Here is a 26142-nt window from a genome sequence, read left to right as displayed (position 1 = left end):
TCCATGTGGAGGTAATCTACTAAACATAAAAAACGCGAAAGGGGAAAACTCAAAAAGATAAACAATACCGGAGCTTAACGTTCTTATCTTCTGGAGGTTGCGGCTGTTTCTGAATCAGCTAACCAGTATAAAAACCATTTGGACAAATACTGCCAGTGATCTCACTAACAGTTACAAACCGGATGAAAATGAGATTAGTGTTTTTTTTATTATTCAAACAAACAATAGATTAAGTCTGTTATCTAGCGGTGATTTATCGATTGCGATCGTTAGCAGACTGGTACAGTTTCATTCAACGATTCACAAATTTTTAGCTCTAGAGTGCCGATAGGAACGGCCGTATTTACTTTAATTTCATTACATAAAAATTGCATCAAATCAGATCTTAAGATCAGATGCCAGCCAGCTAAACTTGAGTTTGAGTCAAATCTCAATGTCTGAGTCCACTGAGTTGATAGGTTCCACGAATCTGCACCGAATCAACTGTCGTTCGATCGAACTGTAGAAGCAGTCAACAGCATTCTAAAAACCGGAGGATTACCCTTCCGGATAGTTCCGAATCGCTTGATTTGAGTTTAATTCACGTCCTTTATCCTAGATCCTAAGCCAGGTTGTTCGCTTTTAGTAATCCTGTACTTCAATGCTCCTATGAGCTTGAAGACAAAGCTTGATGTGAAACAATGAGCAACTTTTTACTTCAGCTCTACAATCTGAAGCCAAACCAGGGTGCCGTTCTGTTCATTTCTATTCAATTTGTCTTAAAGCCTAAAAATGCAATTCTCTTCAATCAAAGAACAGGGATTGTCTGCAGAACCAGGACAATCCAAAATAGCAAAACCTCAACTAGAAGCAACGAAATCTCCAACAGAACTTGGATTCTGGCGCACGGCACGTACCAATAGCAAACTCCGACGACATAGCCCACCCATCCAGGCGGTTCCGCGAGACCAACCCCTCCCACTCTCCCACAACCAACAACGCCTCTGGAACCTGGAGCAACTGCATCCCGCTCGCTCTGTCCAAAACCTCCTCCACACCTTCCATCTCTCTGGAACCCTCAATCATGCCGCACTCCAGGAGAGCTTGCAGACCATCATCCAGAGACACGAAATTCTTCGCACTCGCTTTGCAACCCCAGACGGACTCGATGGTCAAGTCGTACAGTCGATTGAACCTACAGTTGCCCTGAACCTGCCCATCATCGACCTCCAACCTCTTCCTCCTGAGCAGCAACGTCTGGCGCTCCAGCAACTGTCCCTGGCTCAAGCCGACCAACCCTTCGACCTCTCCCACTGCCCCCTCTGGCGGTTTCAACTGCTGCAACTGAGTCCCACGGAACATGTCCTGATTCGCACCATCCACCACATCATCTTTGATGGCTGGTCTCACACCGTCTTCCTGCGCGAGTTGGGTCTGCTCTATGGAGCACTGGCAGCAGGAGCAGCCTCCCCTTTACTGGAACTGCCTGTGCAGTATGCTGACTTTGCCCACACCGAACGCGAGTGGCTCAAGGATGAAAACTTGTCCCTGCGGTTGGACTACTGGCAGCAGCAGTTGAGCGGGGCAGTGGCAGCAGTGGAGTTGCCCATTGACCACCCTCGGAGTGGAATGACGAGCTATGAGGGGGCGTGTCAGTCCTTTGTCCTTTCGCCTGAAGTGAGCCAGGGGTTGAAGGCTTTGAGCTATCAGGCGGGCGTGTCATTGTTTGTGACGCTGTTTTCGGCGTTTAACCTGCTGCTCCATTGCTACAGTCAGCAGAGAGACTTGCTGGTTTGTACCCCTGTTGCTGGACGACATCGGGCTGAGACGAAGGGGATGATCGGGTACTTCAACAATCTGCTGGTACTGCGGACGCTCTTGTCGAGTCAGATGAGCGTTCGCGAGGTGTTGCAGCAGGTGAGCCAGGTGAGTTTGCAAGCCTATGAGTACCAGGATCTGCCGTTGCAGCGGGTAGCGGAGTTAGCCAACCTGGCCAGAGTACCGTTGACCCGAGCGATGTTTGTGTTGCAAAACACCCCGAACCCATCGCTGGAGTTGGGTGAGTTGCAGGTGCGCTCTGAGTTTGTCATGCGGGCGATCGCAGACTTTGAGATCAGTTTGTCGATGCAGGAGCAGTCGGGGCAGTTGGAGGGAGCACTGCAATACAAGACCGCTCTATTCAACTCCCAAACCATTGCCCAGTTCATTGAGCGGTTCCAGTTTATTTTGAATCAGCTAGTGAATAATCCCGATGTACGGCTATCAGAGTTGCCTCAGTTTGCGGGTTTCAACCCGGCGATCGCCCTTTCTGGAGCAAATTTCGCTGATCCCATCGCCGATCTTGCTCCTCGTACTCCCATCGAACAGCAACTGACGCAAATTTGGCAGGACTTACTGGAACTCCAATCCATCAGCATTAAGGCTAATTTCTTTGAATTGGGGGGATATTCCCTGCTGGCAGTACGCCTCTTCCAGCAGATTGAGGCGGTATTGGGTAAGACTTTGCCCCTCAGTACTCTAGTTTCAGCTCCGACCATCGAACAACTTGCAGCAGTCCTGGAGGGCACTCAGTCCCAGGCATCCGGGTCAGTGGTTCTACTTCAGGCTGGAACAGCAGAGCCGCCCCTGTTTCTTCTGCATGATGGAGATGGTGAAATCCTGCTCTATCGCAACTTAGCGCATCACCTGCCAGGGCGAACGGTTTACGGCATTCAGCCTTGCAGCACCCCAGAGCAGCCCATTCTCCATAGCCGAATTCGTGATATGGCAGATGCCTATATTGAACAAATTCAGGCAGTTCAACCCCAAGGGCCCTACTTGTTGGGAGGGCTGTGTGCTGGAGGGATTCTAGCCTTTGAAGTTGCCAGACAACTTCAGCAGCAGGGACAGACAGTGGCAATGGTAGCCATCATTGATGCGGCTGATGTCAAAGCGGCAAAGCGGACAGGACGGGTGGCCGGAGAGCGGTTGAGCAGTTTCTCCAAATCCTTCATGGCAGGGGAGCAAATGAGTGCGCATCAACGAGCTTTATTTGTTGTGAATAAAGTTCGACAAAAGGTAACGAATTTAATTGCCTACGAAGTAACCAGCAAGGTGCAAATCCTTCACAAACAAATGCGGTTGCAACTATTTCGCTACTATCTAGATCAAGGGTTGCCATTACCTCGCTTGCTTCAGCAAATTCCCGTTCGTGAAGTCTTCATGTTTGCAGAGCAGGACTATTCCCCTGAAAGTTGCTATGACGGGGAATTGCTTCTGTTCCGCGCCACTCAAAAAGTTTTGGATGCAGCAACCGCTGGGGTTGATGATGAACCCTATATCAATATTTACAGTGATCCCTTACTAGGATGGGAACCGCGATCGACTTGTCCTGTCCGGGTATTTGATGTTCCCGGTGGGCACTCCAGTATGCTGCAAGAACCTTATGTAGCGGTGATGGCAGAACAGATGCAGTTCTATCTTGATTTAGCACTGAGTCAAAAGAGCCAATCGGATCAATTCGTTGCCTGAGGATACGGTGAATGACCGATGGAGGTTGGGTGGATGAAACCCAACGGTTCTAGGAGTATTGTGTTTCATCACCTTAACTCAATCTCCAAAATTTGATGGTTTGAAGAATACTCACTCTTCTTATTTGGTACCCAATAATCAAGCTGCCCATCAGAATTACACATTAAGAAATAGCTTATGTCTAGCCTTCCCTCACCTCTCCCAATGTTGCTGGTCGTCATTGTGAACTATCGAACAGCAGATTTAGTCATTGACTGTTTGCGATCGCTGGTGCAAGAAGTGCAGTCCGTACCCGCCCTTCAGGTTAAAATCGTGGACAATGATTCCCAGGATGGTTCCGTTGCCAAACTACAGGCTGCGATCGCATCGGAAGGTTGGGCCAGTTGGGCCACTCTGATTCCCTCAGAACATAACGGCGGATACGCCTATGGAAATAATCTGGCCATTCGACCTGCCCTGGATGCCGCAACTCCGCCTGATTACGTCCTGTTGCTCAATCCAGATACGCAGGTACGCCCCGGAGCCCTGAAAACCTTACTGGACTATATGGAGCAACAGCCTCAGATCGGTATTGCAGGCAGTGGGATTGAGCAACCGGATGGCAGCCTATGGTCGATCGCCTTTCGGTTTCCATCCATTCTAAGTGAACTGGACTTAGGGTTACGATTGGGCTTTGTTTCCAAGCTGTTGTCCCGCTGGAGCATTGCTCAAACAATGGGATCAGTTCCCCAGGAAATTGACTGGGTTCCGGGGGCATGCATGATGATTCGTCGCCAGGTGTTCGAGGCGATCGGTTTAATGGATGAGGGCTACTTCCTCTATTACGAAGAGACAGATTTTTGTCTGCAAGCGAAACGTGCCGGTTGGCCCTGCTGGTATGTGCCCCAGAGCCGCATCATGCATATTTCTGGACAAAGTACCGGAGTCACCGGCAATCATGGTGCTCCTAAACGATTGCCCCAGTATGTGTTTGATTCGAGACGACGATATTTCGTTAAAAATCACGGTTGGCTCTATGCCATGTTGGCCGATCTGCCTGGTTATCTGGCTTCGTAGTGTGGCAAATTCGACGCACCATTCAACGCAAACCGCAATCTCAACCCCCACAAATCTTTACCGATTTTGTGCGGAATAGTGTCCTATTTCGAGCTGCAAATTGAAAGGTTGTATCCATTCGAGAATATTGGTTTTCTAAATCCGCTTAGTCAACTGATAGCAGTCATACGGTATTCATACAGTATTTGTACAGTATTCATCAGCATTTGTTTCTAGATCCCTGCACCGTTCGGTGTGTAGCGGATGGTACAGGGATCTAGAAGCGTTCACTTCTACTGATTCCCTAATCTTTTACTTGATTTTTGGAGGATTTTATCATGCAAGCATCTCAAGCTCAAGCTATCGAAACTGCAATTCGCCAATACATTACTGAAAGTATTCTGTTTAGTAAAACTTATCCCTATTCAGATGATGCTTCACTTCTGGAGAATGGTGTGATTGATTCCATGAATGTGATGGAACTTGTGCTGTTCTTAGAAGAAAACTTGGGAATTCAAGTTGAAGATCATGAAATCATTCCAGAAAATTTTGATTCTGTGAGCAAATTGGCTGATTTCGTCAAAGCCAAACAAGCGATCGCAGCCTAACGACTTAAATTTTACGACTCAAATTAAGGAGTCTTGCCATGTTAGTTCATGAATTTCTGGAGCGCAGTGCCGATCGCCTTCCAGATAAAATTGCGCTGGTTAGTGATGGTCAACGCCTCTCCTATGCTCAGGTGGAAGCCCAGGCCAATCGACTCGCCAATGCCCTGAGGGCAGAAGGGGTACAGCGGGGCGATCGGGTGGCCTTTTTCTTGCCAAATAGCTTAGAGTTGGCGATCGGGATTTTTGCCGCTTTGAAAGCGGGAGCTGTATTTGTACCCATTAATCACACAACCAAGCTCGACAAGTGTGCTTATATCCTGAACAATTGTCAGGCCCGCGTACTGATCACCCTCGGGCGGCAGGCACGGCTCGTTGAGCAACTTTTGCCGATCGTACTTTCGCTGAAAACGGTCATCCTCACCTCACCGGGCGAGGTTAATTCGTTTAATTATCTGGGCTATGACGCAATTCAGGCGGACTATTCAGAGCAGCGTCCCTCCAAAGTCAATATTGATCTGGACTTGGCCTGCTTAATTTATACCTCTGGCAGTACGGGCGATCCGAAAGGAGTGATGTCCGATCATAGCAACGTTGTGTTTGCGGCAAACTCCATTACGGAATATCTGGGCAATGTTGAATCTGACATTGTCCTGGGGGTACTGCCGTTATCGTTCGACTATGGGCTATATCAATTGCTCATGGTCTTCAAATTTGGTGGCACCTTAGTCTTGGAAAAGGGATTTACCTTCCCTGCTGCCATTTTGAAACGGATAACGGAGGAAAAGGTGACTGGCTTTCCAGCCGTTCCCACCATTTTTACAGTGCTCTTGCAGCTCGATTTAAGTCCCTATGACCTGTCCAGCCTGCGCTATATCACCAATACTGCTGCGGCTCTGCCTCCCTCTCACATTGCAGAACTCCGCGCTAAGTTTCCCACCGTCACGCTGTTCTCCATGTATGGCTTGACGGAAACCAAGCGAACCCTGTATTTACCTCCAGATCAACTGGAGCATCGTCCGGGCTCCGTGGGGTTACCTATTCCAGGCACAGAAGCCTGGGTCGAGGATGAGTCGGGCAATCGGCTGCCGCCGGGTGCAGTTGGTGAACTGGTAGTGCGAGGGCGGCATGTAATGCGGGGGTACTGGCAAGATCCAGTCCGTACAGCCCTTCGGTTCCGCCTGAATACAATAGGCGATCGCCTTTGCTATACGGGGGATCTGTTCCGTATGGATGAAGACGGCTACTTCTACTTTGTGGCACGTCAAGATGACATGATCAAGAGCCGGGGAGAAAAGGTGGCTCCCAAGGAAGTGGAGAATGCGCTCTATGGACTGAATGGGGTCAAGGAAGCCGCTGTGATTGGTGTGGCGGATCCGGTATTCGGTCAGGCGGTCAAAGCCTTTGTCGTCACAGACCATCCAGATCTCACAGAGTCGGAGGTGTTGCTGTATTGCCGCACCCATTTGGAAGATTTCATGGTTCCCAAATACGTTGAGTTTTGTAGTGAACTCCCGAAAACTTCCACCGGAAAAATCAAAAAAACCGATTTGAAATAATGCCCGATCGGATCCTATTGAGGAGAGTATATGTGTGGTATAGTTGGCGTTTTGAATTTACGGGAGCCGCAGCCCGTTCCGGAAGGAATCCTGCGACAGATGTTGAGTATGATCCGTCATCGTGGCCCCGATGAGTTTGGCATTTATTGTGATGAATGGGCAAACTTGGGCAACGCCCGTCTCAGCATCATTGATTTGGGCGGCGGACAGCAACCCATCTGCAATGAAGATGGCACGTTATGGATTGTATTCAACGGCGAGATTTTTAACTACATTGAACTGCGTCCAGACTTAGAAGCCAAAGGACATCGCTTTAAGACCGATTGCGATACAGAAGTCATCCTCCACTTGTATGAGGAATACGGGCCAGATTGCCTGAAGTATTTAAACGGTCAATTTGCGATCGCCATTTGGGATACTCGCCAGCGCAGTTTGTTTCTAGCCCGCGATCGAATGGGGGTACGTCCCTTGTTCTACACCGTGCGCAACGGTCAACTGATTTTCGGTTCGGAAATCAAAACCCTGCTGGCCCATCCCAATGTCATAGCGGAAATCGATCGTGATGCCCTGGCCCAGGTATTTACCTTTTGGAGTGCGTTAGTTCCCCACACCATTTTCAAAGAGGTCTATAGTCTGCCTCCAGCGCATTACTTGCTCATCCGAGAAGGAAACCTGAAGCTAAATCCTTATTGGGAGCTAGATTTCACCGTCGAATCTTCCAACCGTACCCCGCAGGATTATCTGGATGAGTTCGAGCAATTGCTGATTGATGCCACATTGATTCGCTTACGGGCTGATGTACCAGTTGGGGCCTATTTGAGCGGCGGCTTGGATTCGTCCACCACCACTGCCCTGATTCGCAAATACACGCAAAATCCTCTGGATACTTTTTCGATCGCCTTTTCGGATCCCGATTTTGATGAAAGCGAATTTCAACGGCGCATGGCGGGTATTCTGGGAACTGATCACCAGGTGGTTTATTGTACCCAACCTGAGATCGGTCAAGTGTTTCCTGAAGTGATCTGGCATACAGAAATTCCAACCCTGCGAACGGCTCCGGCTCCTATGTACTTGCTCTCCAAGCTGGTGCATGATCACGATTTAAAGGTGGTGATTACTGGAGAAGGAGCCGATGAGTTCCTGGGCGGGTACGATATCTTTAAAGAGATGGTGATTCGACGCTTCTGGGCTAAGCAACCGGATTCTCAAATTCGTCCATTGTTGCTGCGGAAGTTGTATCCAGAGATTGCTCGTTTGGGTGGTTCCAGTGAAACATTCCTGACGGCATTCTTTAAGAAAAATCTATCTAATACTGATTCACCTTTCTATTCCCATCTGTTACGCTGGTCAAATACAGGACGTTTACAACGACTCCTGCTTCACCAACCTGAATCCTCTCTAGAGCGGCGGATCAGCGATCTCGTGCCTCTACCTCAACAGTTTGAAAGCTGGTCAGCCTTAGGACAAGCACAATATCTAGAGATTGTTACTTTCTTATCCCCCTATTTGCTCTCCTCCCAGAGCGATCGGGTCGCAATGGCTAATTCAGTAGAAGGACGATTCCCCTTCCTCGACTACCGGGTTGTGGAATTCTGCAACCGTCTGCCTACTCAGATGAAATTGCGGGGGCTGAACGAGAAATGGTTACTGCGTCAGCTTGCCAGTAAACTGCTACCTCCTGATATTTGGCAACGGCGTAAGCGTCCCTATCGTGCTCCCATTCACCGCAGTTTCTTTAATGCAGATTCGCCCAGCTATGTTGCTGATTTACTGTCTGACTCAGCCCTTCAAGATTCTGCCCTGTTTAATCCCCTGGCGGTTGCCCAACTGGTTCGCAAAGCCCAGAGTGGTGCCCAACTGAGTGAGGTAGACGATATGGCGATCGCTGGAGTCATCTCGGCTCAATTGGTTCATCACTTATTTGTGCGAGAATTCTCATCGCGTCAATCTCACTTAACGGACAGCGATCGGGTCAAAGTCGTAAACGGCAGCGTGAATTCTGAAGTAGCAGCTTGATGAATTAATTTCTACTCTCAAATAAGCCACGACTGGAATCACAAAACGATAGTGCCATAATTCGCAGACGGTACAGTTCACAAACAATACAATCCATAAACAATACAATTCACAGAAACAATGACGCAAACCACAAAAACTCCGCTTAAATTTGGTCGGCATTCCCTTGACTTGAATGTTGAAGCTGAAGTCGATCGCCTGGTTAAGGGCTTACAGGATAGTGTACTTCACCAATTAAACCGTCGAGGCGCAGTCTTGGGCATTAGCGGTGGGATTGATTCCTCAGTGGTGCTGGCTCTATGTGTTCGCGCCTTTGGGGCAGAAAGGGTGACGGCTCTACTGCTCCCAGAAGGAGAATCCAGTCCTGATAGCGCGACGCTGGCTCACATGCTCGCTAACCATTACGGCGTACAAACACTGACTGAAGATATTTCGGGCGCACTGGAAGGCTTTGGCTGCTATCAGCGGCGCAACGAGGCGATCCAAAAGCTCTTTCCTGATTTTGGTTCTGGCTGGGGCGCGAAAATTACCCTGCCGGGGAACTTGTTAGAGCAGGAAATGTTAAATGTGTTTTACCTGACCGTCACTGATCCAAACGGACAGGAATTCACCAAACGTTTACCACCCCGCGAATATTCTCAAATCGTTGCTGCATCTAACTTAAAGCAGCGAGCGCGAATGTCCATGCTCTACTATCATGCAGAGCTACGGAACTACGCGGTCATTGGCACACCCAATAAGAATGAACATCTGCTCGGCTTCTTCGTCAAACATGGGGATGGCGGGATTGATGTTAGCCCGATCGGGCATTTGTTTAAAACTCAAGTTTATCAACTCGCTCGCTATCTAGATGTACCCGAAGAAATTCAAAAGCGTCCTCCCACTTCCGATACCTATCCGGGGGGAAGCACTCAGGAGGAATTTTTCTTCCGCTTGCCCTTTGATATCCTGGATACGATTTGGCTGGGACATGACCAGGGCATTCCCAATCAGGAAATTGCTGAGGGGTTGGGTTTAACGGTTGAGCAGGTTGAACGGGTCGTGAACGACATTATCCGTAAGCAGCGAACCACGACCTATCTGAGAATGCCAACTATTACCTTCCATTCAACCTAGGTCAATTTAGTCTCGCTATCATTTGCAAGAAGCAGTTTTGCGAACAGTCATTTCGATCGCGCTCTGGTACGACGTTTCCCCCCAGTTTTACCAGAGCCGCTGCTTCATGCCTCCCAGCTTAAAGTCAAGATTTGCTATGCAACAAAACGGTATAGAACTTACATCGCTTCAGTTTTAAACCTGAGACTAAATTACGGTGCATTATTAGGGTGCATTTAGGTTTATTTTGATTCATTTTGTTGCATGAACGCCTGAAAACTTAACCCGCTTTAATTCAAAATACAAAAATGCAATCCGCTTCACCCATAGAACCTCAAAAATCTTTCGCACAAAGACAGGCAAGAACACCAGAACCTCCAACAGAACTTGGATTCTGGCGCACGGCACGTACCAATAGCAAACTCCGACGACATAGCCCACCCATCCAGGCGGTTCCGCGAGACCAACCCCTCCCACTCTCCCACAACCAACAACGCCTCTGGAACCTGGAGCAACTGCATCCCGCTCGCTCTGTCCAAAACCTCCTCCACACCTTCCATCTCTCTGGAACCCTCAATCATGCCGCACTCCAGGAGAGCTTGCAGACCATCATCCAGAGACACGAAATTCTTCGCACTCGCTTTGCAACCCCAGACGGACTCGATGGTCAAGTCGTACAGTCGATTGAACCTACAGTTGCCCTGAACCTGCCCATCATCGACCTCCAACCTCTTCCTCCTGAGCAGCAACGTCTGGCGCTCCAGCAACTGTCCCTGGCTCAAGCCGACCAACCCTTCGACCTCTCCCACTGCCCCCTCTGGCGGTTTCAACTGCTGCAACTGAGTCCCACGGAACATGTCCTGATTCGCACCATCCACCACATCATCTTTGATGGCTGGTCTCACACCGTCTTCCTGCGCGAGTTAGGTCTGCTCTACGGAGCACTGGCAGCAGGAGCAGCCTCCCCTTTACTGGAACTGCCTGTGCAGTATGCTGACTTTGCCCACACCGAACGCGAGTGGCTCAAGGATGAAAACTTGTCCCTGCGGTTGGACTACTGGCAGCAGCAGTTGAGCGGGGCAGTGGCAGCAGTGGAGTTGCCCATTGACCACCCTCGGAGTGGAATGACGAGCTATGAGGGGGCGTGTCAGTCCTTTGTCCTTTCGCCTGAAGTGAGCCAGGGGTTGAAGGCTTTGAGCTATCAGGCGGGCGTGTCATTGTTTGTGACGCTGTTTTCGGCGTTTAACCTGCTGCTCCATTGCTACAGTCAGCAGAGAGACTTGCTGGTTTGTACCCCTGTTGCTGGACGACATCGGGCTGAGACGAAGGGGATGATCGGGTACTTCAACAATCTGCTGGTACTGCGGACGCTCTTGTCGAGTCAGATGAGCGTTCGCGAGGTGTTGCAGCAGGTGAGCCAGGTGAGTTTGCAAGCCTATGAGTACCAGGATCTGCCGTTGCAGCGGGTGGCGGAGTTAGCCAACCTGGCGAGAGTGCCGTTGACCCGAGCGATGTTTGTGTTGCAAAACACCCCGAACCCATCGCTGGAATTGGGTGAGTTGCAGGTGCGCTCTGAGTTTGTCATTCGGGCGATCGCAGACTTTGAGATCAGTTTGTCGATGCAGGAGCAGTCGGGGCAGTTGGAGGGAGCACTGCAATACAAGACCGCTCTATTCAACTCCCAAACCATTGCCGATTTATTACAACATTTTGAACAACTGTTAAAGCAGTTGATTAATCATCCAGAGCAACGCCTTGCAGAATTACCAAAATTCAGAAATTCGACCGATTCCATCCACTATTCTGAACAGAAAAACGATACTGTGGGAAGACCTGCTTATGTGTCTCCACGGAATGAGCTAGAGCAGCAGTTAGCTCAAATTTGGGAAGAAGTTTTAGGAGTGAGCCCGATCGGCATTCATGACAACTTCTTTGAATTAGGTGGACAGTCTTTATCGGCTGTAAAAATGTGGGTTCAGATTGAAGAACGCCTGAACAAAAAACTTCCCATTTCAGCCTTACTACAATCTCAAACGGTGGAGGGCATTGCTAATCTACTTCATACTCATGCCGAGGAAACGGTAGAAGATTTAGTCCCTTTACGGAGCAGTGGTACTAAACCTCCTCTATTCTGTATTTATGGTATCTGGCTTTATCGAGAATTAGTCGAGCAACTCGATCCCGATCAGCCCGTCTATGGGGTGTATATTCAGGAGGAAGTTGATATCCTCAAATCGAATAATGCGGCTCAGCAAAGCTCTGTTTTGTCCAGCGTTTCCAGCATTGCTAATCGGTATTTACAAGCAATTCGTAAGCTTCAGCCTCATGGGCCCTACTATTTAGCAGGCGAATCGTTCGGGGGTACAGTTGCGCTGGAAATCGCTCAGCAGTTGCAAGATGCAGGAGAAGCAGTTGCTTTGGTGGCTTTACTTGATTCCATGATGCCTGCTACTCTTTCCCATCTCACCTTAGCAAACCGATTAAAATTACATGGGCAACTGTTACTTAAACAAGGCCTACCCTATATTTTGAAGGCGGCCCAGCAAAGGATGCAGAAATTGCGGCAATCAGTCTCTGTTCGCTTTTTCCAGGTCTACCAAAAATTAAATTCGTCTGTTCACTCTAATTTGCAGCAAACCACTCTAAACGACATTCGCCAGGATGTTCGTGCTCGTGCCCTTCAAGCGTATTCTCCTCAGCCCTATTCGGGTAAAGTCCTGTTGTTTCGGGCAATGGAACGGGATCCCTTTGAAATCGATCTAAATCACGACCTGGGGTGGGGGCAATTCATTGAAGATTTGCAGGTCTTTGATGTTCCAGGAGATCATTTGGGAATTCTCCAAAAACCCCATGTTCAAATAATGGCTGATATTCTGCAAGCTCACATTGATGCAACCTGTAATGCTCCCTGTGAATCTACTAGAAAAAACCAACACTACTTGCGAGAAATCTCTGGCTTTGAGGATACGAAAATGTGTTCCTAGTGTTTAGGGGGATGCGGCAAAATAACATACCCGTTACGGGCGCACTGCTGTGTGCCCTTACAGCCGATTTTTTCAAAAATTGGGATCTATTTGATTGTAGATCCCTTAGTCATATTTATAGGCGGGTAAAGACGCTTTGCACAAACGGGATGCTCCCTTGTAAAACGCTAGTCAATCCAGGACTCCTCATAGTTGCGGTTGTCCTGTCCCTTTGATTGAACACCAGCTAACGGGTTCCACTTCAAACCCATTTGTATTAAAGATAACTTGAAGCCTGCCCCATACCCATCCGCAGAGGTTGCTCGATCGCACTGTAGGCAGGGATTCCAGCCGAATAGCTCCAGACGGCTCTGCTGACTAACCTATAGTGTGAGGAAAAGTGGGTCAAGACTCTTTAAAATTTGGGGCAGCATTGCTCTCGCCACGCCAGCAGAAAGTCCTGTTTGGCGGTTTGGGGTGCAATTGCGATCCAGTGAGGAACCCTGGAAGACATTTCCAGATGGAACCGGGTAGCGGGGGCGATTCACGAGATTGCTGGATTGATTGAAAAGCTTTCGTCGGTCAACCAGGTCTACTCAGATCTTGCACCGGGTTATCCCACCCACCCTGCAATAAATTGCGGGCTAATGGCTCAAACCCATTGAAATGGGTTGAAAGCATCCTCTATTAAGGGTTTTAGTCTGTTTAAACGGACTTCAGCAATTAGCCCCGAATTATTCGAGGGCAGGGAATTGGTAAAGCTGCAAGATTTGAGTCTACTGACTTCTTTGAACCCAGCTTCAATCCTGGCTGATTCTGAGATGCGATCGCCCCTGGTTTTATTCCAACAAACGTGCTGGCAGCCCATTCATACGCTGATTAATCGCTGAAAACCCATTAGGAGAAACTCAAACATGATTGAAACCCAAGAGCGCAAAGAAATTCGCTCTAGCACGCCAAAACCACCCAAACGCTGGAACCAACTGAAGTGGTATGGCCCTGGCTTGATGTGGATGATCTCCTCCGTGGGTTCTGGATCGGTTTTGTTTACGCCGAGGGTCGGGTCACGCTACGGCTATGAATACCTCTGGGCATTGTTTATCGTCATCTTTTTTATGTGGATGATGATCCGGGAGGTGGGTCGCTATACCGTTGTGTCGGGTAAGACGATCTTGGAGGGCTATCGGGATTTACCAGGGCCCAAAAACTGGGCGATCTGGCTCATTTTCCTGCCGCAACTGATTGCTGCTGTGGTGACGATCGCCGGAGTTGCAGCCCTGGCGGGCAGTACGCTGATGCTGGGTTTTCCGGGGAATCAAGCCATCTATGCGGTCGCGCTGATTGTCCTGTCGGCTGCTCTGGTGATATCGGGGCAGTACAGCAAAGTCGAGCAAGCTACTTCCGTCATGGCAGGAGTTCTGATTGTTGCGGTTTTAGTTGCCGCCCTTCAGGTTTTTCCTGATCCAGGAGAATTTGCAACGGGGCTGGTTCCGGGAATTGGCGCAGATTTTGATATTGAGTTTCTGTTGCCCTGGCTCGGCTTTATCCTGGCTGGTGCGGCGGGCATTATGTGGTTTTCCTACTGGGTGGCTGCCCGAGAATTTGGTGGAGCTGTGGGAGAACCGTCGGAGGGAGAAGCGTCAGACAGTGGATCGTCAAACAGTGGATCATCAAACAGTGGATTGTCAAACAATGGATCGCAAAATCATACCTCATCGCACAATGGTCACTCCTCCAACTACGACGACGATGAAGATTTTCAGCAGCGACTTCGGGATCGCCTGAAGCAATGGATGCAGGTGATGAGTACCACTGCGGCGATCGGGGTCATCGGAGGTGGCTTAGTGATTGTTGCCTTTTTGGTGCTGGGGGCAGAACTGTTGCGTCCAGAAGGAATTATTCCCGAAGGAATTGCCGTAGCGGAGGATTTGACCCGATTACTCTCGGAGGTTTGGGGAGAGTTTGGGTATTGGCTACTGATTATTAGCGTTTCGATCGCCCTGGGTGGAACCATTATCGCCAACCAGGACGGCTGGCCCCGCATGTTTGCCGATGCCACACTGATTCTGGCAGGCGATCGGTTGCAGGAGGGAGACGGTGAAAACGGCAATGGCAGAAGGCGACCGCGTTCGAGTGGGCGATCGGGATGGCAGCGGTGGTTATCTAATCGCAAGCATCTCAAGGATGTGTATGTAGTGGTCACTGTAGCGGTTTTACCCTTGATCGTCTTTTTTCTGGTACGCGATCCCGTAGATATCCTGGAAGTAGGTGGAATTGTCGCTGCTATCCATACGCCCGTTGTGGTGGGTTTAACGCTGTACTTGAACAAAACGAAGCTCCCAAAATCATTACAACCGGGTTGGTTTGCATTCTCAGTTATGGTGCTATCGGGAATATTTTTTACGGTGGTCGCAATTCTCTACTTCATGATTGAGCTATTTGGCATGGAGCTTTAAAACGATCCAGAACCAGAAGAGTCAGACTCTTTCGCCGAAAACAGTAACGAAATAGTAACCAGGCATCGATTGTGAGCCAACAACAGCAACAGCAACAGCAACGAGAACAGCAGGAACAACAGCAACAGGGTCTTGTCCGGGAAATGGGCCTGTTCAATGCCCTGGCGATCGGCTTGGGTACGATGCTGGGAGCCGGAATTTTTGTGTTATCCGGCACAGCTGCTCAAGAGGCAGGGCCTGCTGCGGCCGTCTCCTTTGCGATCGCGGGCTTAATTTGCCTGCCCATTTCCATGACCGTGTCTGAGTTGGTGACGGCCATGCCCCAGGAAGGGGGGAGCTATTATTTGATTTCTCGGACGCTGGGTGCGCTCGCTGCTACGATAGTTGGCCCTGCGAACTGGTTAGGATTGATGTTTGCCACTGGCTTTTATCTGATTGGCTTTGCGGAATATGTGACCGACTTTGTTGCCATTCCCACCTGGACCAGTGAGGTCGGCGCAGGACTTCTGTTTATCTTCCTCAACTATCGGGGGGCAAAGCTGAGTGGAATGGCTCAAACGGTCATTGTAGCCATCCTGGTGGTAATTCTGGTGAGCTTTGCTGGGTTTGGCTTCTTTAATATTGAACCAGAACTGCACGAACCCTTCGCCCCCTTTGGTTGGGGGGCTGCCTTTGGAACCGTCGGTTTAATTATTGTTTCCTTTACTGGCTTTGAAAAAGTTTCTACGGTGGCAGAGGAAATCAAAAAACCGGGACGCAATCTGCCCTGGGCTATTATTGGCTCAGTCGTGTTCGCAACCATCATTTATGCAGCTGTTGTGTATGTCATGACTGGCGTAATCTCCTATGAAGCTCTGGAAAACGACTTTGATCCGCCTCTGATCGAAGCAGCCGAGCAGTTTGCGGGAAATATTGGCGGCGTTGTGATTGGCATTGGTGCCTTACTGGCGACCGCTTCTTCAGCCAATGCGGCGATTCTGGCCTCCTCGCGGATCAATTTTGCGATGGGACGCGATCGGGTTCTACCAGGCTGGTTTGGCGAAATTCATCCCCGTCATATGACTCCTACCCACGCGATTTTGTTCACTGGGGGATTGGCCATTTTACTGGCCCTCAGTGACCAGGCTCCCACCCTGGCAGAGATTTCTAGTGCGTTGTTCATGATCTCCTATGCGTTACTGACGGCAGGACTGATTGTGGCGCGGCGCTCTGCCCCTGAGTGGTATCAGCCCGCGTTCCGGGTGCCGCTCTATCCCTGGTTGCCCCTCCTGGGAGGCATTGCGGCAGTCGTCGTGATTGGTACGCTCGATCGCTTTTCCCAACTCTCTGGGTTGGGACTTGCTGCTGTGAGCTTGCTCTGGTACTACTTCTGGGCCAGAAAGCGCACCACCATTTCTGGAGAATTGCGAGGTTGGCTGCGACGAGAACATCCCATCCGCTCTACCCTCAACCGGGTGGACATCGTCCAAGGCAATCAATTTAATGACATTCTGGTGGCGATCGGCGATGCCGAAACGGGTAAACGGTTGATCAATCTGGCAACTGCTTTGGCGCAGGGACGACGGGAGACAAAAATCACTGCACTGAAAATTGTCAAGGTGCCCTATAACCTTCCCCTTTCAGAAGGGCAAAAACGATTAGACCAGACCATGCGCCATCAATACACCCTGGAAGAATCGATTCAAGCGGCAAACGGTAGAGGCGTTGAAATTCAAACTCAAATCCAGGGTGCCCGCGAGGTGTCTTCGGCAATTGTAGAAATCACTCGACACCAACCGACAACCCACTTGGTATTGTTAGGTTGGCCCGGTTCTGACGCACAGCAGGGAATGAAAAACCGGATTGATAGAGCGGTACTCAATAATGCTTCCTGTGATGTGGCAGTATTACGCAATCGACAACTCGATCGCATTCAGCGGATTTTAGTGGCGATCGAGGATAGCCCCCATGCACGAACGGGATTACACCTGGCTCATTACCTGCAAAGCGGAACGGAGGCTGAGGTTGTTGCACTCCATATTGCGGAGAACCAGAAAGTAAAGATTGATGCAGTGGAGAATAGGATTCAAACCTTGGTGGAACAGGAATTTGCCGAAACCAGCGATCGCGTTTCAGTCCAGGTGGTTCAGGCAGATTCCGTGGTGAAAGGCATTGTCACCGAAGCTAAACAGGACTATGACCTGGTGATTATGGGAGCTTCTAAACGATGGTTTTTGCAACGTTGGTTGTTTAGCGGTAATTCCGATCAGGTTGCGGAAAAAGCTCCCTGCTCTGTGCTTTTGGTCAGACAACATGAACCCCGTTCGCTCTTGTTGCTAGAACGAACGATCGCTCATTTGCGGGGAGTATAAACCTATATTCCTTATTGAGGTGCTTCAAATTCAATGTTTTCGTAGAGATCAGCAATTTGAACCTGACACTCAAAGGTATTAAAAGACAGCGTAACCGCAGGATCGTTATACTCCGAAAGGAGCCACTGATGCGCCGCCGTTTTAACGTAGTGTTCAACATGAATTCGGTACTGATCAATGAGGAGATACTCCTGAAAGTTTTCGATCGTCCGGTATGCGACAAACTTTTCACCTCGATCGTAATCTTGCGTTGATTTAGATAGGACTTCGGCAATAAAGCAAGGGTTCACGATCGTATCCGTTCGTCCGGTTTGAAGCTGTATTGGCTTTTCTACCACTACCACATCAGGGTAAGTGTAGAGGTTCCGCTCTGGAATCCAGAGCCGCTGATCCACATGAAATGCCTCGTATGGTTTTCGCCTCAGAGAAAGGCTGAGTGCAATATATAGATTTCCACTAATCCGATTATGGGCTGGTGTCCCTCCTGTCATCGGGAAAACTTCTCCACTGCGGTATTCGTTACGAGATTCAGATTTCAGTTCCAGCTCAAAGTATTCTTCAACGGTGTAGTTTTTCGCTTCAAGTTGAGCAATCACAATGCGTTAACTCCCATCCTTCAGATTTCTGTTAACTCTCTAATTATCTCACCAAAATCTATATCGTGCTGTATCTCTCTCAAGCAGCAATAAATTGCCTGCTGAATGCTCAAATATTAGCCTTCCTACGGATAGACATTCTCCATTTAGAGGGAACCATCCGCTTCCTCTATCCTGATAGCTTATAAAGAGACAGCCTATCTTATTGCCCGGACTGGATAACTAACGATGCCCTGGACTTACGATGACTACCCAAATTCCCTGAAGAATCTGACCGCAGAAGTGCGGCGAAAGGCGATCGACATTGCCAATGCCCTCTTAGATGATGGCTATGAAGAGGGACGATCGATCGCCATTGCGACGGCTCAGGCAGAGAAATGGGCAAAACGACGGAATAAGCAAATTGCCAAGAAAAATACGGGAGGCTCTACGGGACAGGCAGTAGCTCCTAAATCGGAAAAGGGAGATGGTGAGCCGATCCATGTAGTTTATGATGCGAAGCGAGAGGGCTGGAACGCGACCCAGAATCAAAAACGCATCGCCCAGGGTACATCAAAGGAAGATGTGATCAATAAGGCGCAGGAAAAAGCTAAAGCGCAAAAAACAGAGCTGTATATTCACGATGAACAGGATCAGGTGGTTGAGTCAGCCGATTATGCCTGATATTGCTGCCCGAAATGTTACTGCTCGATGCTTTTATACGGAGATCAGATCGAAATCAGGATGCTTTGATCCAAATTTCTCACAAATGGTTGAGTAGAGAAAAAAGAGTAGCAACGGAAACTACTTCTCTAATGATTTAGATTGAGAACAGTAATCAGAACAACCGATCGCCTGGGAGGTCAGAACATCAGAAGGGCGGACGGCACACTGGAGATAGAAATTCTTGGAAAAGTAACGACAGCTTTTACAGGGAATTTGCACCAAATCGGTGGGAGCCGTTAGCTTTGTTCTGGCACTTTTCAAAATATTTTTAACGCCCAAAGCGGAAACTATCCAGGCCAGTAGCACACTTGCATAGATGAAAATTAGGATTCCACTGAAGATACCTGTTTCATCTAACGGCTCCCCCGGTCGCGCTCCCTCTCGCCTGAGCGGAAGTTCCCCGATTTCGACCATTTCTACCGGCATTCTCTGAAGGGAACCTTGCTCCTGAAATTGTTCTTGGGCGTTAATAGTGTCCATGTTGATCGGCTAGGTTTTCATTACTGAGAAAATAAGTTATTGAGAGAACGTGTCCCTGTCTTTTGCCCAATAGTCAGAACAGCCGATCGCCTCTTTCTTCATCGCCTTAGAAGGATGAACTGCACATTTCAAGAAAAAGTTATGGTATGCGAATCGGCAGTTACGACAGGGGATGGACTGATGACAGACATGCGGCTTGATGGAATAGCGTTTTTTCTGAATCAGAAATCTCCTGAGAAAAGGGCAGTCCAGACGACTAAAATCATGCCTAAAGAGAAGCCTTCCCACCGGTTAGTGGATGGATGCGTATCGGTTAATGCAACGGGTTCTGAAGCAGCTTGATGGGTAGTCGTTTCTACATATCTCCTTGAGGATTCATGGTTGAATAAATTGCTCTCATTCATATCTCTAATTGACACACTTGAAAATTAAAATCTTTAAATTGAAGCCAAAAACTTGAAAACCGAGTTTTGCAAGTTTGTTTTTCCTAGCTGGTTGATTGAAAAATCTTTGCGATCGCAACAAAATTTTTGACTACAGTTGCGACTCCAACTGAATCTTAAGTACAGCACTCAGTTGTTCCTGGGAGCATCCCGTTTATGCAAATTGATCGATTTCCGTAGCGCAGGCATCTTGCCTGCCAGTGAACTATCCATCATGCAAATGCAAAAGTGGGACACACCCGTTGTTCCTTAGGTGCTTTATGCACTGGTTCTAAATCTATTAAGACATTTTATAGGTATTCCATCGTCCTTAAATAGATATAGTTCCAGTTAAGTAAGATCGTTACACTCGTTACAGCCCGATCGGTGAGTTGACAAACTTATCTGCCTCATCTGCTTGCGAAGGCGAACTAGATCGCGTCAGAAAGCTGCCGTGGGCCGGCACAAGAACTAAGATAAGTAAAGCAACCTCTACAGTTTCCGCCCTACTCCCATGAATATCCTGACAAACCTGCTTCCCAAAACTGAGACCCCACGCGCCAAACGCAAGCGGCGGGGGGTGGAAATTAAATCTCAGTCAGAAATTGAGACGATGCGGCAGGCGAGTCGGATTGTGGCAACCGTACTGCAGGAGATTTCAGAGCGAGTCGAACCTGGCATGACTACGGCTGATCTAGATCATTATGCCGAGCAGCGGATTCGTGAAATGGGAGCTACTCCCAGTTTCAAGGGATATTACGGGTTTCCGGCTTCCATCTGTGCCTGTATCAACGATGAAGTGGTACATGGCATTCCCAACCGTAAAAAGGTAATCCAGCGGGGTGATGTCCTGAAGGTGGATACTGGAGCCTATTACCAGGGATTTCATGGCGATTCTTGCATTACGATCGCTGTAGGAGAAGTCAAACCTGAAGCAGCCAGGTTGATCCAGATTGCCGAAGAAACTCTGTATCAGGGCATTGCCCAGGTAAAGCCAGGAAATCATTTGATGGACATCGCTGGAGCCATTCAGGACTATGCAGAGGCGAACGGCTTTAAGGTGGTCGAAGATTTTACCGGCCATGGTGTGGGGCGCAATCTCCACGAAGAACCCTCAGTATTCAACGTACGAACCCATGAAATGCCAAATGTCAAGTTGAAGGCAGGCATGACCCTGGCGATCGAACCGATTCTCAATGCAGGTTCCAAACACACCCGCACCCTGGCCGATCGCTGGACGGTGGTAACAGTTGATCGCTCCCTTTCTGCCCAGTTCGAGCATACGGTTTTAGTCACAGAAGCGGGATATGAAATCCTGACCGATCGAGCAGGGGTGTAGTGGTAATGGGGGAAGTGAAAACGGCTGCTGCTTGAACCGTTCACGATTGAACCATTCACGAACTGAAACCCGGAAGAGACAGCCTGGCAACAGGTTACTCCTCCCGGGTCGGTGGATGGTAGCCATTTTCAAAGGCATAACGGATCAACTGTGAGCGGCTTTCCAACTGGAGCTTGCTGAGGATGTTACTGAGGTGAGTCTGAACCGTGCGGGGACTGACAAACAGGCGATCGCCAATCTGCTTGTTCGTGTAGCCCTGAACGACTTCCCAGAACACTTTTTCTTCTGCTGGGGTCAATGGTAGTGGTTCAGGATCACTCGTGACCGGCGAGGGAGGAGGGGTTGTGTCGATAGCCTGCTGCATCAGCCGCACGATTTCTGAGTGGATCCGGCGCGATCGTTCTAGCTGAGCTTCAATCTTAGCCAGCAGTTCCTTCGGCTCAAAGGGTTTAACGATGTAATCATCCGCGCCCATTTGATGGCCTAAAATCCGAGTGTCCAGTTCCTTACGTCCCGATAGAAAGATAAAAGGAACCAGTTGCCCCGATCGAGTGGCGCGGAGGCGGCGACAGAATTCCATCCCATCCATTCCCGGCATCATCACATCAGAAACCACTACATCTGGTGGGTTTTGCTCAAAAATTGCCAGAGCTTCCGCTCCTGATGCAGCATCCTGGACAGAATAGCCTCGCTTCTGGAGATAGCGGATTAAAGCAGTTTTTAACGTGATATCGTCATCAACAATCAAAATCCTTTTCATCCGAGTCTTACCTGAATCCTAAACATTTCCCCTGAGACCTCTCCCTAGCAAGCCTGAGAGCAATTTCCGGGCAGGAACTACTCCACTGTTACACCTAAAAAGTGAAAAACTCGCGGACTTTCTTCGCTTTTGCTCACTAAAATTACTTTCTCAATGGCGAAATCCGCTAATCTAACGGAAAATCTAATTGCTCAACACCCCATTCTGCTCAACAATACAATTGCTTGACGATACTGCTTTGCAGTACAGTTGCTCAACCATCATAACGGCTCAAAATATTAGGAGTTGCCGCAGGCTATGTACGACAAAATCACACCACCCGCCACTGGTTCACAAATTACCTTCAAGAACGGCGAGCCAGTTGTTCCCAACGATCCTATTATTCCCTTTATTCGAGGTGATGGAACAGGCGTTGATATTTGGCCCGCTGCTCAACGGGTCTTTGATGCGGCAGTTGCCAAAGCCTATGGCGGCACCCGAAAGCTTGTCTGGTTTAAGGTGTATGCCGGAGATGAAGCCTGCGAAGTCTATGGGACATACCAGTACCTGCCAGAGGATACCCTGAACGCCATTCGCCAATATGGGGTGGCCATTAAGGGCCCGTTGACAACTCCCGTGGGCGGGGGAATTCGATCGCTCAACGTTGCCCTCCGCCAAATTTTTGACCTGTATGCCTGCATTCGCCCCTGCAAATACTACGCGGGCACGCCTTCTCCCCACAAAACCCCTGAAAAGCTAGATGTAATTGTCTATCGGGAAAATACAGAGGATATTTATCTGGGCATTGAGTGGAAGCAGGGCACTGAAATCGCCGATCGCCTGATTAAAATCCTCAACGAAGATTTGATTCCGGCCACGCCCGAACACGGCAAGAAGCAAATTCCCCTGGATGCTGGAATTGGGATTAAACCCATCAGCAAAACAGGTTCCCAGCGGTTGGTACGCCGCGCCATGCAGCACGCCCTGCGATTGCCCAAGGAAAAACAAATGGTGACGCTGGTTCATAAGGGCAACATCATGAAGTACACCGAGGGAGCCTTCCGCGACTGGGGCTACGAGCTGGCCGTCAGCGAGTTTCGGGAGCAGTGCATCACGGAGCGGGAGTCGTGGATCTTGGGCAATAAGGAAGCCAACCCGGATCTGAGTATTGAAGACAATGCCCGGCAGCTTGAGCCAGGTTATGATTCTCTGACGATCGAAAAGAAAGAAAAAATTACTCAAGAAGTTAAGGCCGTTCTGGAGAGCATTGGGGAGACTCACGGCAACGGACAGTGGAAACAGAAGGTGATGGTGAACGATCGCATTGCCGATAGCATTTTCCAGCAGATCCAGACGCGCCCCGATGAATACTCCATTCTGGCCACCATGAACCTGAATGGAGATTACCTGTCTGACGCAGCAGCGGCGATCGTGGGTGGATTGGGGATGGGCCCCGGAGCCAACATTGGCGATCAATGCGCCATTTTTGAGGCAACCCACGGGACTGCCCCCAAACACGCCGGACTCGATCGGATTAATCCGGGTTCGGTGATTCTCTCTGGGGTAATGATGCTGGAGTATATGGGCTGGCAGGAAGCGGCAGATCTGATCAAACAGGGGATCGGAGCCGCCATTTCCAACCGTGAGGTGACCTACGATCTGGCTCGACTGATGGAACCGCCAGTTAATCCTCCCTTGAAGTGTTCAGAGTTTGCTGCGGCGATTATCAAGCATTTTGAGGAGTGAGGAGTGAGGGGTGAGGAGTGAGGGGGTGAAGCGGTGGCGAGATGGGTGAATCCTGGTTGGCGATCGTTCTGCCTGATGGAGTGAGCGGGCAAGTTTTTGCTGGGACATCCCATTGATGCAGAGGGATCGATTGCCGTAGCGCAGGCATCTTGCCTGCCAGTAAACGATCGGTCATTCAACTACAAAACTGGGAGACACCCGTTTTTGCCGCCCGCCTCCCCCAAACCCATAGATTATTTACGGTTACTGAATAATCCAATTGCTCCTGAGTATCCTGGTGGAAGAAACCCGGACTCAGGAGTTCATGTATGACCGCAAGCGCAACGTCCGATCGCAGTTTTTCTGACATTGCTACTCATTGGGCAAAGGACTGCATTTTGGCACTGGCCCAGCGCAATATTGTGAATGGCTATCCCGACGGGACGTTTCGCCCAAATCTCAGCTTGACTCGGGCCGAGTTTGCCGCGTTGATGTATGCAGCGTTTCCGAATGCCCCAGCCCAGCGTCCTCCAGTCAGCTTTCCAGATGTGCCCTCTAGCCACTGGGCCTTTCAGGCAATTCAATGGGGCTACACGCGGGGATTTTTTTCGGGGTTTCCTGAGGGGACGTTCCAGCCCAATCGACCGATTTCTCGGCTGCAAGCGGTTCTGGTGTTAGTGAGTACACAATCGGTGGATAATGCAGCCAACCCAGATGAACAACTCCGGCTGTTTTTTACCGATGCGGGCCAGATTCCAGACTGGGCCCGGCGGGCAGTGTCCGATGCGATCGTGGCCAATATCATCGTGAATCATCCAGAGGTGCGGCAACTGCGTCCGAATCAAAACGCAACGAGGGGTGAGGCTTCTGCTTTACTTTGCCGAACTTTACGAATTCCTGATGTCGTTCCAGCCCAGTACGCAACCTGGAATTGGGGGATTTATGACCTGAAGGGAGAAGTGAAGGCGACCTTTCCCAGCTGGAAAGGCAGTGCCCGTTTGATGCGCGATATTCAGGTTCTTTTAGTGCCGTTTCGTCTGTATCCGGGCAATCGGATCAATGGGGATTATAACTGGGAAACCGAACGGGCAATGACTGAGTTTTCCAACTTCTACGGGTTGCCCAATATGCAGACGGGGATATTGGATGAACCGTTTGCCTGGTCGTTGCTGAATGCGGATCCGGTGGAATTCATCATGGCGAATGCGCGAGATCGACAGCAGATTTACAGTGAATTTTTGCAGCAGGAAGCTGGATTTGATGCCAGTAAACTCGCATTTCTCGATCGCGGCATTCAAAACTCCCCCTATCGCAATGATGTTGCGGCTTACCCCAATCGCCTCACCCAGAGACCCGATGGGACAAACTTAGAATCCCTGGGAACGCAGGTGACGCTGGTGGGCAGCAATACCGTCGTTCGATTCAGTCCCTATCCGGCCCTGGGTCTGCGTCCCCAGATCGATGGGGGATTGGGTTTTCTCCACAGCGATATTCAGCAGGCCTGTATTTGCGTGGGCAGTATTGTCGATGGCAGAATGCAGGCACACTGGCTGGGGCGGGATGCCACCAGAGGAATTCAGCATTGGAGTACCACGAAAATCATTCCCCTTCTCAACGTGGTGAGCCGTGCCAATGCAGTACAGCCTGCGGCGAGGGTGCGGGATTGTTTGGTGCGTTCGGCGGGCAGTGCGAGTGGTTATGGGTTCTATAATCTGGCAGTGGATCTGGTTAACTATGGGAATGCGATCGGCAGTTCCAATGCGATCGCGGCCATGTTTAAACAGTTTTCAACGCCAGCAGAACTGGATGGTTGGCTGAAGCAGACAACTGGCAATTTCAACATCGAATTTCGGGGCCGCTATGGGGAAGCCCCCTTTATCCAGTCGCCGAACCTGTATCATCAGCCGTCGCGGAGTATCCTCTTAAATTCCAGTTCTCCCAGCCACACGGGGAATAATTTCATCTCTGCCTATGACCTGACTCGAATCATTACGATTCTGGGCTGGCATCACCATCTCGCTCCGGGAGCCAGATTTCCTTCCGCGCAGTGGGATAGTTTGGAAACGGTGGTGCGCGCGATGGGGGTCGATACAGCTCGATATATTGATGTGGCCCTCGATCGGTTGGGACTCAACACCGTGATTGAATCTCCGGTGATTATTTCTAAACTGGGCTTTGGGCGAAGCGGCGTTCGCAACCGCACTGAAATTTCCTATGTGGCCCTGGTGCAATTTACCGATACCCGTCCCCGTCGCCAGGGAAAACCTGCCATTCAATACACGATCGCGCTGACCCTGCTGGGAGCCAGGGGGTTGAATGATGGCAACGAAGAAGCCCGCCAACTGGATGCCCGGATTGCGGCCGAGGTGACGGAAATTATCCGGCGAATTGTCAGTCGAGAGCTAGCCTGATGCAGCTAGAAATATTCTCGGTGGCATGGCCGATCGCTGCGATTTCTGAGCCACCAAGTTGTTCGATCGAAATGGTGAATTAACATTCAGATGTCTTTTCAGATTGAAATGGACCAGTGATCTTACCGTTATGGTTTTGGGCACTGATGAGATAGC

The 26142-nt window shown here is 49.7% G+C and carries 16 protein-coding genes and 1 pseudogene; 13 read left to right on the top strand and 4 right to left on the bottom strand.

The genetic code is table 11. From position 1 onward, the window contains the following. Window positions 1-771: 771 nt before the first annotated feature. The 9 genes and pseudogenes from ACM1PF_RS10975 (at window position 772) to ACM1PF_RS10935 (ending at window position 17569) form a co-directional block, all read left to right on the top strand. Window positions 772-3489 (top strand): condensation domain-containing protein, encoded by a 2718-nt coding sequence (locus ACM1PF_RS10975; protein WP_416674499.1) that lies wholly within the window; start codon window positions 772-774, stop codon window positions 3487-3489. A gap of 177 nt (window positions 3490-3666) precedes the next feature. Next, a pseudogene (locus ACM1PF_RS10970) lies at window positions 3667-4649 on the top strand (glycosyltransferase family 2 protein). A 213-nt stretch (window positions 4650-4862) separates the two neighbouring features. Next, complete coding sequence (locus ACM1PF_RS10965; RefSeq protein WP_416674498.1) at window positions 4863-5132, top strand: phosphopantetheine-binding protein; 270 nt, start codon at window positions 4863-4865, stop codon at window positions 5130-5132. A 38-nt stretch (window positions 5133-5170) separates the two neighbouring features. Next, the gene (locus ACM1PF_RS10960; protein WP_416674497.1) at window positions 5171-6688 is read left to right on the top strand and encodes a class I adenylate-forming enzyme family protein; all 1518 of its coding nucleotides are present in this window, start codon (window positions 5171-5173) and stop codon (window positions 6686-6688) included. Between the two features lie 30 nt (window positions 6689-6718). Beyond that, a complete protein-coding gene (asnB, locus tag ACM1PF_RS10955) occupies window positions 6719-8704 on the top strand; it encodes an asparagine synthase (glutamine-hydrolyzing) (RefSeq protein ID WP_416674496.1) in 1986 nt (661 codons plus the stop codon). Window positions 8705-8824: 120 nt separating this feature from the next. Further along, window positions 8825-9820: an NAD(+) synthase gene (nadE, locus tag ACM1PF_RS10950; protein ID WP_416674495.1), complete on the top strand. Its 996-nt coding sequence runs from the start codon at window positions 8825-8827 to the stop codon at window positions 9818-9820. A 287-nt stretch (window positions 9821-10107) separates the two neighbouring features. Next, window positions 10108-12783, top strand: coding sequence for a condensation domain-containing protein (locus ACM1PF_RS10945; protein WP_416674494.1), 2676 nt, complete (start codon window positions 10108-10110; stop codon window positions 12781-12783). 893 nt (window positions 12784-13676) lie between these two features. Then, window positions 13677-15218, top strand: coding sequence for an Nramp family divalent metal transporter (locus ACM1PF_RS10940; protein WP_416674493.1), 1542 nt, complete (start codon window positions 13677-13679; stop codon window positions 15216-15218). A gap of 71 nt (window positions 15219-15289) precedes the next feature. After that, the gene (locus tag ACM1PF_RS10935; RefSeq protein WP_416674492.1) at window positions 15290-17569 is read left to right on the top strand and encodes an amino acid permease; all 2280 of its coding nucleotides are present in this window, start codon (window positions 15290-15292) and stop codon (window positions 17567-17569) included. A gap of 11 nt (window positions 17570-17580) precedes the next feature. Here ACM1PF_RS10935 and ACM1PF_RS10930 read toward each other — a convergent pair whose 3' ends face one another. Continuing rightward, complete coding sequence (locus ACM1PF_RS10930) at window positions 17581-18165, bottom strand: Uma2 family endonuclease (protein WP_416674491.1); 585 nt, start codon at window positions 18163-18165, stop codon at window positions 17581-17583. A 228-nt stretch (window positions 18166-18393) separates the two neighbouring features. On the opposite strand from ACM1PF_RS10930, the gene ACM1PF_RS10925 reads away from it, so the two are divergent. Further along, complete coding sequence (locus ACM1PF_RS10925; protein WP_416674490.1) at window positions 18394-18828, top strand: DUF2188 domain-containing protein; 435 nt, start codon at window positions 18394-18396, stop codon at window positions 18826-18828. A gap of 120 nt (window positions 18829-18948) precedes the next feature. Here ACM1PF_RS10925 and ACM1PF_RS10920 read toward each other — a convergent pair whose 3' ends face one another. After that, entirely contained in the window at window positions 18949-19350 is a 402-nt protein-coding gene (locus ACM1PF_RS10920; protein ID WP_416674489.1) for a hypothetical protein, read from the bottom strand. Window positions 19351-20286: 936 nt separating this feature from the next. Between ACM1PF_RS10920 and map the strand changes: the two genes are divergently transcribed. Next, window positions 20287-21111, top strand: coding sequence for a type I methionyl aminopeptidase (gene map, locus ACM1PF_RS10915; RefSeq protein WP_416674488.1), 825 nt, complete (start codon window positions 20287-20289; stop codon window positions 21109-21111). 94 nt (window positions 21112-21205) lie between these two features. Here map and ACM1PF_RS10910 read toward each other — a convergent pair whose 3' ends face one another. Then, complete coding sequence (locus ACM1PF_RS10910; protein WP_416674487.1) at window positions 21206-21871, bottom strand: response regulator transcription factor; 666 nt, start codon at window positions 21869-21871, stop codon at window positions 21206-21208. 297 nt (window positions 21872-22168) lie between these two features. On the opposite strand from ACM1PF_RS10910, the gene ACM1PF_RS10905 reads away from it, so the two are divergent. Next, window positions 22169-23596, top strand: coding sequence for an NADP-dependent isocitrate dehydrogenase (locus ACM1PF_RS10905; protein ID WP_416674486.1), 1428 nt, complete (start codon window positions 22169-22171; stop codon window positions 23594-23596). Here ACM1PF_RS10905 and ACM1PF_RS10900 read toward each other — a convergent pair. Continuing rightward, window positions 23577-23771, bottom strand: a complete 195-nt coding sequence (locus ACM1PF_RS10900; protein WP_416674485.1) for a hypothetical protein — start codon at window positions 23769-23771, stop codon at window positions 23577-23579. The genes ACM1PF_RS10905 and ACM1PF_RS10900 overlap by 20 nt on opposite strands. A 133-nt stretch (window positions 23772-23904) precedes the next feature. On the opposite strand from ACM1PF_RS10900, the gene ACM1PF_RS10895 reads away from it, so the two are divergent. Next, window positions 23905-25986 (top strand): S-layer homology domain-containing protein, encoded by a 2082-nt coding sequence (locus ACM1PF_RS10895; protein ID WP_416674484.1) that lies wholly within the window; start codon window positions 23905-23907, stop codon window positions 25984-25986. Window positions 25987-26142: the final 156 nt, after the last annotated feature.

The sequence above is a fragment of the Egbenema bharatensis FJBBOT/2019 genome (assembly GCF_048077055.1).
Taxonomy (GTDB): Bacteria; Cyanobacteriota; Cyanobacteriia; order Elainellales; family Elainellaceae; genus Egbenema; species Egbenema bharatensis.
Note: the sequence above shows the minus strand (reverse complement) of the source record. Positions and strands in the feature narration are given on the sequence as shown.